Raw genomic sequence first — 11,113 nt, forward strand, 5'->3', positions numbered from 1 at the left:
CTGGGATGCCCAAAACAAGCTTTCGCAAAAATAGCGACTCCCCGCAGAAGCCTTTTTAAATAACTTTAGGAGCGAGGGTTTAATAATGTCCGAAAGTATGGCGCAGGATTTTGGTTTCACAGTCGTGCTAGGAAAACAAGCGCATAGCAGGCTACGTAACTGTTTTTATAGTACGGCTGTGGATCCAAAAGACAAGTCAGGCTCGGGTATTATTAAATTCTCGCTCCTTAATATGCAGAGGATAGCTTTGCATATCAATAATGATTTATTATTGATGATGATATACTTCGCGCGACCACAGTTAATAGTCGATTTATTCTGATGAATCGATCCTACCATGACAACAAGAGAAAAAATATACCCCTTAATAGGTACCTACTAAGGGGTATTGACAAGTCAGTGACGTGAGAATCGGACGAAAAGCTCGCCTGAAGTGGGGCGAGGTTTGCTGGTGGATAGGTTCCATAGTCGGGACGGAACAAACGAAGGTTGTGTATTACTTGAAACAGTGTATCGGGTATTTTCATAGGCTATTTCTGTTGAACCATGTACAACGCAACCTTTACGCGGGAATTCAACTTGAGTTTATTGAGTACGTGTTTGACATGCACCTTGACCGTTTCCTGGGAAATTTCCAGTTCTTTGGCGATCTGCTTGTTGCTCTGTCCTTCAGCAAGTAAAGTAGCGACGTCAAGCTCGCGGCTAGTTAGGTCGGCCAATTTCGATTCGGGGTCAGCTTGTCGAACAGGTAATGCATCGACTAGTTGCTTTGTCAGGCGAGCGTCAATCACCGTCTGCCCTATGGCTGCTTTTTTGATTTCTTCCAGTAGCAATTCCGGCTCCATATCTTTGAGCAGGTAACCATCTGCACCGGCCTGGATAGCCTGAGATATATCGTTGACATTGTCTGAAACCGTCAGCATGAGTATTCTCGATGTAATACCCGCGTCACGAAGGGCTATGAGGGTATCAATACCACTCATACCAGGCATATTCAAATCCAGTATGATCAGGTCAGGCTCATTTTGCATAGCCAAAGCCAGGCCTTGCTCCCCGTTGCTTGCCTCGGCGAGCAGCTTGAGTTCAGGTTCAAATTCCAGCAGTTGGCCCAGGCCTTTGCGCAACAGAGGATGATCATCAATGATGATGACGGATGCATACGGTTTCTCAGTCATTGTGATAACTCCCTGACTACAGGGGCTGATGTGCTTATCGGGTGAAAATGAAATAACACACGGGTACCAGTTTGATCCGGAGCGTCGATTTTAAGTTGGCCATTGAGAATACGGCTGCGTTCACTCATGATAGCCAGGCCAAAATGATCGTATTTTTCAGCATTTAGGTCTAAATTGGTGCCGTCATCCCGGACATTCAAAAATACTTCACCACTTTCATCATAGACACTAATCTTTAGATGGCTTCCTTCTGAGTGTTTAACTGCATTTTGCGCTGCCTCCCGGGCAATCTGCATAAGATGAATTTCCTCTCGTGACGTCAGTGGAAGATTTTCCAAAGTATATTTTAGTTCGACCTGCATTTCGCTGCGCTGTCGTAATTCTATAACCATGGCTATAAGTGACTCCCTGAGTCCGGTTTCATTAAGCCCAAGTCGAAAAGTAGTCAGCAGCTCACGCAACTGTCTGTATGTCGTATTGATTCCCTGTTTCAATTCTCCGATAATTGCATCGATTTGATTTTCTGTGCCCTTTGTATGTGCTTTTTGCAATCGGGTTACCTGGATGTTCAGGTAAGATAAGGACTGTGCCAGGGAGTCATGGAGCTCGCGAGCTATGACACTGCGCTCTTCAAGTAGAGAAAGACGATTGCCCTGCTCGACCTGCAAACGGATATTAAGAGCCGTGGGAATACATCCGGAAATAGACTGCAATATTTGATCTTGCCATTTAGTGAGTGGCGCGCCTTTTTTGCTGTGACAGATGATTCTGCCAAAGTCCTTGCCATCTATGCTCAAGGGATAATAGTGTTTGTATTCATTTCCTTGCTGTATGAACTTTTTCTCATTTTTGAAGCATTGTTCGCAGAGGCGTTGCATACAGCGACTAAGTTCAGGCGCTTCATTTGAGTAAAGGTGGTCATAGGCTATCCCGCCCTCCGGTGTTTTCAGGCACAGATCGACTTGGGTAAGCCCAATCGTATCCGATAATTCATTGATGATAGGCTGAAAATCAAATTTCCCGTTGATATTCTTGTTGATTGCATGGGACGTGTTGAACATAAGCTGCAGACCGCGTTTGTTACGTTCTACCGCTGCAGTTTCTTGTTCGATCTGTTTTTCAAGGTCTCGATAGACAGCGATAATAGATTTACTCATTGCATTCATGGCTTCGGCCAACCGGCCAAACTCATCATTACTTTTGATGTCTACATGGCAATTGAGGTCGCCATTTTTTACTTTCAAGGCGGCTTCATTTAATGCACTCAAGGGGTGAGCGATATTTTTTTTCAGGATATGGAGCGCATAAATTACCAGAAACAAAAGACTTGCAATTGTTATGATCTGGATTAATTCCAGCAGGTAAATCCGTTTCTCGGCATTTTTTTGATAGCTAGTGACCAGGTGATTGATCTGAGTGACAAAGTAAGTGGTCTCATTATACAGATCCCAGTTCAGTCGACCATGCAGGAGTTCCTGCTGAATCCCTGGCTTAATTGATGAATACCATTGCCTGTGTATGTCATGGTATGCAGTTTTAAGCGTTGTGGACGAAACGTCAAATGAAGTCTTTAATAATTTATCATTCAGTAGCAACTCAAAATGGTTCATTGAATCCTCCACAGCTTCCTGACGGGTAGAGCCTGTCTCCAGCTCTTTGCGCATCAGTTGATTCAGGATTTTATAGCTTTGCATTCTAAGTAGGCCAGACTGATTGATAGATGCAGCGTCACCTTTTGCTATCCAGGCAACAAATAGCGAACTACCCATGCTCGCAATTGACAGTGTGCAAATGCATCCAAACAAAACTCCCCAACGGAAGACAATTGAATGGTATCTAAGGTGTTTCACATACCTTGCCCCTAATAAGCAGAAACTGTAGTAGAATTCAGGTTCTTATATTTTCAATAAGCAAAAATAATAAAATAAACTATCTCATTTGCTCTATACGTGATTTCATTTGTTATTCTATACTCTTATTATTCTAGTATTTCAACTGAGTGTTTTAGTCAGGTATTAATCGTTACATAAGCTATTTAGGTACTATATGCAGTATGACTCGAGTAGTTGTTACCTAGAACTTTATCCCTTTCTCATACTCTGTCTATTTTTAAAAAATACGCTCGCGGATATTCAGCATTAGAATACTATGAACTATAAGTAAATCTCATGTGGTAAGCATTATCTGATGCCTGTGCAGAAAGCCACTAAGGATGCGAATAATGCTGGAGAAAATCAATTAGAGCCTTGGGTTGATACCCGTCGTTTAAATGCGAACAAATCTGACATTGTCTGTAAGATTGGACCTGATCGAATCCAGCAGCACATCAAATCTCCGTTTCATTCAAGTAACACCCTGGATCTTCAGCCCAGGCATCAGCATATACCTGTTGCGCTCTAACCCGGGTATTACCATTGCAGATCTTCTGAAAAGAACAGGTACCACAGCGTCCTTTTAAGGGACGGGGTGATTGTTTTAATCCAGCCATTAGCGGATTTGAAATATCCTGCCAGATTTCAGAAAAAGGGCGTTGCAGAACATTGCCTAAATCATAATGCCACCAGAAAGTATCAGGGTGTACATTGCCCAGATTATCAATATTGGCAACATTAACCCCGGAAGCATTTCCTCCCCACTGTTCCAGTCTGGTCTGTATATGTGCTACTTGTTCGGGAAAGTTTTTTCTAACCCAGTGAAGAAAATAAACGGCATCTGCATCATTATTACCGGTGACAACCTCCCGGTGTTGTCCCTGTTTTTCCCATTGCAGACATTTATCAAAAAGTAAGTCCATTGCCTCGCGAGTCATGCTGAAAACAGCATCCTGCTTGCGGTTTTTATTTCCCCGGCCACCGTAATTAAGGTGGGATAAATAAAATTTATCTATATTTTTAGAGTCCATAAAATCAAGCATGGCAGGAAAATCATGCACATTATCTTGCGTCAGGGTAAAACGTATGCCCGCTTTTATGCCTTGTTCGCGGCATAGCTGGATGCCGTGTACAGAGGCATCAAATGAACCTTGTTGCTGACGAAAATCATCATGAGTTTTGCCTATGCCATCTAAACTAACACCGACATATTGATAATTGATAGCAGCAATTTTCTGGATATTCTTTTCAGTAATAAGTGTGCCATTACTGGAAAGGGCGACATAAAAATCCATGTCTTTTGCACGTTGCGAAATTTTAAAAATATCAGGATGCAACAGTGGTTCACCACCGGAAAGGATCAGTACCGGGACTTTATATGCCTTTAAGTCATCCATGACATTATAGATAGCCTCGGTGCTTAGTTCTCCCGGGAAATTAATATCCGCCGACGTAGTATAACAATGTTTGCAGGTCAGATTGCAACGTCGAATCAGGTTCCAGATAACCACGGGGGCAGCTGGTTTTCGAGCAGCTTTGAGTGGAGTAGGGTGGAGTACTTCGCGCATAAACTGGCTAAGACGAAACATTATTTTCCTTAATTCTTAGGCCAGTTTTTTTCAGGATACGGGTACTGTAAAGCACTTCGTGAGCACGACAATGTTCACCGAGAAGAGCGGCTATTTGCTCGATTTGTTGTGCAGCGGACTCTGTGGTTTTTGCATGGATCATGGCAAATAAATTATAGCGCCATTCGGGTAAGTGACGTGGTCGATGATAACAGTGGCTAACAAAATCCAGTGAGCCTATTTGCGTACCTAATGTATCAATATATTGATCATCTATATCCCAAACAGTCATACCGTTATGCTGGTAACCTAATTTGTAGTGGTTGGGTATGGCTCCAATGCGCCGAATAACTCCAGTTTCTTGCATACATTTCAAGCGTTGCATCAGTTCAATCTCACTGATGTCAATTTGCTCAGCAAGTGATTGATAAGGTTCGGGTGTAAGAGGTAACCCTGCCTGGGTCGCAGTAATAATCTGGCGGTCTATATGATCCATTAGGCCTCCAGTTTTAAGCCGACAAAATATTCTTGTATTTTTGGCATGTTATACACCTTTAGCCCTGTTTTATTTTCTATCGTCTGTATTATCGGCTGTATTTGTTCTGGGGTTTCCGTTGCTAATACAAACCACATATTAAGTGCATGCTCACGTGCATAATTATGGGCTACTTCAGGAAAAGAATTAATCATATCAGCGATATTATCATAGTTTTGTTCGGGGGCTTTAACAGCTGCTAAAGTTAAGGCTCCTCCCATATGTTCAGCATGATACATTGGTCCAAACCGGGATAAGATGCCTGATTCTAGTAATACTTTTAGTCGATCAAGTAGTTCTTGTTCACTTATTCTTAAACCTTCGGCAACTTTTTTATAAGGCGAAGAGCAAATGGGGAAGCCTTCTTGTAAGGTATTGATAATGGTGCGGTCAATTTTATCCATGTGTAGATTATTTTTGCAGGTGCGGTCTTTAGATACTGTGAAAGTATTCAACAAAATCCCCCTCCTTAGTTAAGGAGGGGTTAGGGGAGGTTTGATGTATTAAAACTAATCACGCAATATCAATGATATATGTTTTTATACGATCCCCCTTCTCAAGGGAGAGGCTAAAAGCAGATACTTTCACAGCCTACTTGTCGATAGAATAAATTGCCCCACGTTGTTTAAAACAACGTGTACTAAATAAAATGTCATAAGGATAGTCATTTAAAGCACAACTATCAATCAGTTGAGTTAATTGCTGTAAAACAAGTTCCCGTGATTTACCATGTATCATGCAAAATAGATTATACGGCCAAAGCTCACCCCGCCTAGGCCGTAAATAACATAAATTAATAAAAGCAAGCTGACTAATTTGCTCGCCTTTTTGCTTGACTAGCTTATCAGGCATATCAAATACTACCATGGCGTTGGATTGGTAGCCTAAGCGACGATGTTTGACAATTACTCCTAGACGCTTAATTAAACCTTGTTGTTTTAGCCTGCTTAAACGTTCAATTATTTCTTGTTCTTCCAGGTCGAGTTGTCCGGCAATTATTTTATAGGGGCGAGCAACGATAGGAAGCCCCTCTTGAATGGCGACAATTAACTGTAAATCGATTGGGTCAATCATGTACAAACAGATTCGGATTGATGATTGTCTTCTAAATCAAGCTGAAAACCAAGGTTAATAAAATAATCTTCCAGAAGTGGCAATTGCATGGTTTTAATACCTGTTTTCCCTTCTATGCCAGTAATAACCGTTTGTAAATGATGTTCGTCATCGGCAATTAAAACAAACCAGAGGTTAAACAGGTGTTCACGCTCATAGTTATGATTTACCTCAGGGAAATGATTAACAATACTGGCTACTGCGGACAATTGTTCACCTGGAACCTGCATCGCAATCAAGGTACTTAGGCCGATATAATTAGGCTGAATAACTGGGCCAATACGACTAATAAACTGTAGTTTGTCTAATTCTCTATATGCCGAGAGCACTTCATCTTCGGACACTCCTAGAATATTGGCAATATCTTGAAAAGGTCGGGGAGATAATGGAAATTCTTGTTGAAAATTGTTGAGTAGTTGTTTGTGTAGTATTGATAGCACAGTGGTTCATAGCCCCATTTTATGTGCCCTAGAGCTAAAAAAAATGCCACTAGGCTTATTAGCAGGTATACGGGTTATTTCTTTGAAACTATTGGTATCGTATATAACAACACGATTATCATCTCTTGCCGAGACCCAGATATTTTCTCCGCGTGGTGTGAATTCCATATGTAAGACTGCTTTTCCGGGGTTCAGTGACTTTATCAGGCTTAGAGTTTTTACATCAATAATCTGTAGATGCGCGTTATCAGGAAAGGCGTAGTTTACCCAGACTTGTCGTCCATCGGGGCGAGCCATAACAAAAACTGGCTGGCCAATAACGGGGATTCGTTTAATCAATTGCCATGTGCTTTGGTCAATCACTAAGACTTCATGCTGACCTATGGCGGGGATAAACATAAGATTACCTGCTACAGCCCAGCCTTCCAAGTGTGGCATTTTATAAACGGGTAGTTTTTCATCCTGTTTTGCATAATCGGGGAGTATACGTTTAACACCCTGCTCAGGTGACCAGAGGTCTAATAAGGCTAGGCCACGGTCGCCAAATAATCCGGCAATATAGTAACGGCCGTCAGGCGAGAGCAGGGCATCATAAGGTTGTTTGCCTACTGCTTTAAATTTCTGAATTTTGGCTTGAGCAGGATCTTTAAGATCAGCAATCCATATTTCTCCAGCATCAAATAAACTGAAAATAAATTTCTGTCCTGGAGCATCGACTAGGCCTACTACCTTGGATAATTGATTGTCACCATAGAGGGCAGGAATATCAGCAACTAATTCCAGAGTTTCTGTTGTGAAAATTTTAACTCCACCAGGTGTGTAATTTGATACCGCTATCAGAGTACCATCCTGGGAAATTGCACCGCCTATGCTGTTGCCGGCTTGAATAATGCGCTTGGCTATTCGATCTTGTAATAAGTCAATTTTAGTGAGTCCGCCATCACGTCCAAAGATAAAGGCATAGCGGGCATCTCTGGAGAATACAACAGAAGCATGGGATAGGTCGCCTAAATCTGTGATTCTACTGATGGAAGATTTAGACGTGGTGTTGATGATTTGTATTGCTGCCGGTTCTCTTTCAATAATGACCCCTAGATCACCTGTGCCACGTAAGTCTGCAGAGATACTTTGAGAAAATATTAATAAGGTGAGCAGGGGGATATGGTACGTCATTTATGATTTAAAATGCGGTGTGGATGAGATGGGATTTGCTAACTTGATTTCAACCATGAAGAGTATAAATAGTTTTGCAGAGCTTATTTCCCCCACGGCATGATAGGAACTGTTGAAATGCTATTTGCAGGTGCGCCATCAATGATTTTCCGGCTGATAGCTAGGTAAACAAGCGTATTACGTTTCTTATCAAATATCCGCACAACACGTGTTTCTTTAAATATAAGTGAAGTATTTTCAGTGAAGGCTACTTCTTGTTCAGGCAGTCTGGAGTCAATAATGATCTCGCCGATTTGACGGCAGTCCAGTGAAAATTGAGCAGGGTCTTCAGCTAAGCCAAAAGATCCTTTAATTCCGCCTTTTTTAGCCTGACTCATATAGCAACTAACGCCTTTAACTTTTGGGTCATCATAGGCTTGTACACAAACTTTATGATTAGCACCAATTAATTTCCATGATGTCGTGACACAGTCAACCTCTTCGGCATGGATGTTAATTGCAGTCATACTTGATAATAGTATGCAAAATTTGAGAAAATTTTTCATGATTGTATAGTGTGTTACTTAGATATTTTAAGTGCTCATGTATTAGCGGACTAAAGTCGGCTCTACAGGGTTTTTTAGTAGGTTCTGAACCAGCCAGCGTGTTTCCTGTTCGGTGATAAAAGGTTTCCAGGGTGGCATAGCTGTTCCTTTACGACCATTTTGTATGGTCAGGATTAAATAATCATCAGGCGTTTTTTTTAAATCTGCTGCTAATAAAGGCGGTCCTAAACCACCTTTTAAGGTCAACCCATGGCAAGAGCCGCAATCATGTTTAAGCATGTTTTTTAGCTCTGCTTGTCTTTGACTGGAAGGTTCATTAGCGAAAACCTGAGCTACCCCTAATAAACACAGGGATAGCCATAAGGAGCGTATCAAGGTTTTAAACGACTATAATAAGATGCAATATTATTAATATCCCGATCAGACAATGAGCCTGCGATATTATTCATAATATCCGAGATACGTGTCTTATCACGATATTGTTTTAAGGCAGATTCCAGGTACTTTTTATCACGCCCGGCTAAGGACGGAAAAGGTGCTTCAGCACTGGTAGAACGAATCCCGTGACACTGGGAGCAGACGGCCGCTGCTTTAGCTTTGCCAGCATAAATGCTGGCAGCCTGACTGTTTATACTAAAGCCTAAAATGCTGGCGGTAATTAGGAAGTAAGATAAGGTTTTCATTGAGCTTACTCCATTTCGTCAGGGGATAAACCGCGAGTCATATATTTAACGCGACCACGAGAGAAAATACCTGCCGGGCTTTCCATTTGAATGTTCGCTGTTTTTTTCAATGATATTGAGTCGTAAACGATAACTTCATCACCTGCATAACCGGCACTGATATATAAGAATTTACCATCTGCACTGTATTCAGGGAAATAAGCATGCCCACCAACATCTAGTGTTTTTACAACTTCTAATGATTTTTTATCGATTAACTGAATAGTACGAGCGCGTCTGTCCTTGGTAATAATATCCACGGCAACATAAGGTGCGTTTGCATGTGCCGTTGGAGACTCTGTACCACCTGAGACGGGAATCTGTTTAACCAGTTTCATATTGTCCAGGTCCCAGACACTGACCACAGTTTTTTCACAGGTGCCAAAGTTAGTACCAAAGCCTAGAGTACGGCCGTCAACTTTAACGGCTGCACCACCGCCTACATGAGGAACACAACCCGCTTTTAATTTTTTGATTATTGCACGTTTTTCTAAATCAATTGCAATGACGGTACTATCATCATAAGAGGCAACCATTAGCTTTTTACCCTTATGAGTCAGGAAGGCATCATGTAAATGACGACCGACATTTTTGATTTTGGTCACAGGAAAACCATCTTTTAAATCCACTATCCAGACCTGCCCGGCATTTTCCAGTGCGATAGCGAAAATATCAGCATAGGGCGTGCCTATAATCATACCGGAATCAGAGCTGACTTTTTTACCGTCAGGGTCTATGCCTTCTAACTCAAATATTTTTAGAGGCTCTAGTGTTTCTGCATCTAAAATAACCGCATTATGAGGCACGAAGGAGCCTGCCATAATGTATTTTCCATCGCGTGAAATTCCCATGCCTGGACCATTCCAGCCGGTTTTAATACTACGCACGGCTTGCATGGTATATAAATCAACTTTGTAAATTTCTGCAGTATCGGTTTTCACATAAGCCCAGCGCTCGTTAGCTGGGTCAAAATCAATAATATGTGCAGCGGTGACGGTCGGTACTTTAGCTATAATAGTATGGGTCTTGCTATTGATAAAAACCGCTTCCGAACCCTGTCCACGACCATATTTACCGCGTGCCGCAACACCGATAATATCATCCATACTGTCTATTTTAAACGTAGGTTTTGTGGGCAGTTTAGATTCATCTTTGACATAGACTTTTAAAGAAGCTTTCATGTCCTTAATAGTCCAGGGAGGATTATTCAGTTTAGGCGTAGCTTGCAGGTGTTTAACCATATCGCGAATATCGCTATCTGATAAGCGCCCGAAAAATGGAGGCATCAGGGTTTCAAAGCTACCGGTCATTATTAGTGTGCGTAAAGCAGTAGGGCTACGGCCTTTTAAAGTATCAGAGTTCAATGCAGGCGCTAGATACCCACCATGATCGGATCCATGACAGCTAGCGCAGTTATCCTGATAAAGCTGGTGCATTTTATGTTTATCACCAGACTTTGCAAATGCATTACCTGAAAGCACAAGCAAAGCGATACTAGTGGCTAAAATGGACTTGTGTAATGTTATTTTTATTGTCATGAGAATTCCTGTTGCCTAGGTATAGAATGTTGTTCTGAAACGTTAATGCTAAATTAGCAAAGAACTTAACATATCTTAGTGCAGAATAAAAATAAACACTCTTGGATTCAAGCAATAAATACCATGCTATTTGATTTGTTCAAATGCAAAATAAGCTTTATAAGCTGGTCTGGTCGATGTGTTGTAGAGAAATGCTTACTGGAATCTGGGAGTTGAGACAGGAAGAACAGCGGGTGTATTTTTCAGATTTTCTCAAGCAACTGCCGTTATAGAAGCGGTTTCTATAGAAATGTGGATATAGCCTAGTACAGATTGGTCAGTATTATTCGTTGCATTACTCAACGGTGAGTAGGGTTATACATAGAGGAATGCAAAAATAAAGACCTGACCCTTTGCTTTTCTTTTTCCTTTTCCTTTACTCAATCTGACGGAG

Annotated in this window: 13 protein-coding genes; 1 reads left to right on the top strand and 12 read right to left on the bottom strand. The window is 41.6% G+C overall.

Going from position 1 to position 11,113, the window contains the following annotated elements; all coding sequences use genetic code 11:
* The first annotated feature begins 85 nt into the window (after positions 1-85).
* A complete protein-coding gene (locus CDZ78_RS06190) occupies positions 86-322 on the top strand; it encodes a hypothetical protein (protein ID WP_087869221.1) in 237 nt (78 codons plus the stop codon).
* A 208-nt stretch (positions 323-530) separates the two neighbouring features.
* Here CDZ78_RS06190 and narL read toward each other — a convergent pair whose 3' ends face one another.
* The 12 genes from narL to CDZ78_RS06250 form a co-directional block, all read right to left on the bottom strand.
* A complete protein-coding gene (gene narL / locus CDZ78_RS06195; protein WP_087869222.1) occupies positions 531-1,175 on the bottom strand; it encodes a two-component system response regulator NarL in 645 nt (214 codons plus the stop codon).
* Positions 1,172-2,944, bottom strand: coding sequence for a histidine kinase (locus CDZ78_RS06200; protein ID WP_087869223.1), 1,773 nt, complete (start codon positions 2,942-2,944; stop codon positions 1,172-1,174). Before CDZ78_RS06200 ends, narL begins: the two co-directional genes overlap by 4 nt.
* A 557-nt stretch (positions 2,945-3,501) precedes the next feature.
* Positions 3,502-4,635, bottom strand: a complete 1,134-nt coding sequence (gene nirJ, locus CDZ78_RS06205; RefSeq protein ID WP_087869224.1) for a heme d1 biosynthesis radical SAM protein NirJ — start codon at positions 4,633-4,635, stop codon at positions 3,502-3,504.
* Complete coding sequence (ahbB, locus tag CDZ78_RS06210; RefSeq protein WP_087869225.1) at positions 4,622-5,110, bottom strand: siroheme decarboxylase subunit beta; 489 nt, start codon at positions 5,108-5,110, stop codon at positions 4,622-4,624. Before ahbB (CDZ78_RS06210) ends, nirJ begins: the two co-directional genes overlap by 14 nt.
* Entirely contained in the window at positions 5,110-5,553 is a 444-nt protein-coding gene (locus CDZ78_RS06215) for an Lrp/AsnC family transcriptional regulator (RefSeq protein WP_087869232.1), read from the bottom strand. The genes ahbB (CDZ78_RS06210) and CDZ78_RS06215 overlap by 1 nt, the downstream gene beginning before the upstream one ends.
* 187 nt (positions 5,554-5,740) lie before the next feature.
* Entirely contained in the window at positions 5,741-6,223 is a 483-nt protein-coding gene (gene ahbB, locus CDZ78_RS06220) for a siroheme decarboxylase subunit beta (RefSeq protein WP_087869226.1), read from the bottom strand.
* Positions 6,220-6,702: an Lrp/AsnC family transcriptional regulator gene (locus CDZ78_RS06225; protein ID WP_087869227.1), complete on the bottom strand. Its 483-nt coding sequence runs from the start codon at positions 6,700-6,702 to the stop codon at positions 6,220-6,222. Before CDZ78_RS06225 ends, ahbB (CDZ78_RS06220) begins: the two co-directional genes overlap by 4 nt.
* A gap of 6 nt (positions 6,703-6,708) precedes the next feature.
* A complete protein-coding gene (locus tag CDZ78_RS06230) occupies positions 6,709-7,875 on the bottom strand; it encodes a cytochrome D1 domain-containing protein (RefSeq protein ID WP_087869228.1) in 1,167 nt (388 codons plus the stop codon).
* Between the two features lie 83 nt (positions 7,876-7,958).
* Positions 7,959-8,420 carry a CreA family protein gene (locus CDZ78_RS06235; protein WP_087869229.1) on the bottom strand — a complete coding sequence of 154 codons (462 nt, stop codon included), beginning with the start codon at positions 8,418-8,420 and terminating at the stop codon, positions 7,959-7,961.
* Between the two features lie 42 nt (positions 8,421-8,462).
* A complete protein-coding gene (locus CDZ78_RS06240; RefSeq protein WP_230990813.1) occupies positions 8,463-8,795 on the bottom strand; it encodes a c-type cytochrome in 333 nt (110 codons plus the stop codon).
* Entirely contained in the window at positions 8,792-9,103 is a 312-nt protein-coding gene (locus CDZ78_RS06245; protein ID WP_087869230.1) for a c-type cytochrome, read from the bottom strand. Before CDZ78_RS06245 ends, CDZ78_RS06240 begins: the two co-directional genes overlap by 4 nt.
* A 5-nt stretch (positions 9,104-9,108) precedes the next feature.
* Positions 9,109-10,680 (bottom strand): nitrite reductase, encoded by a 1,572-nt coding sequence (locus CDZ78_RS06250; protein ID WP_087869231.1) that lies wholly within the window; start codon positions 10,678-10,680, stop codon positions 9,109-9,111.
* Positions 10,681-11,113 lie beyond the last annotated feature (433 nt).

The sequence above is a fragment of the Bathymodiolus platifrons methanotrophic gill symbiont genome (genome assembly GCF_002189065.1).
GTDB lineage: Bacteria > Pseudomonadota > Gammaproteobacteria > Methylococcales > Methylomonadaceae > Methyloprofundus.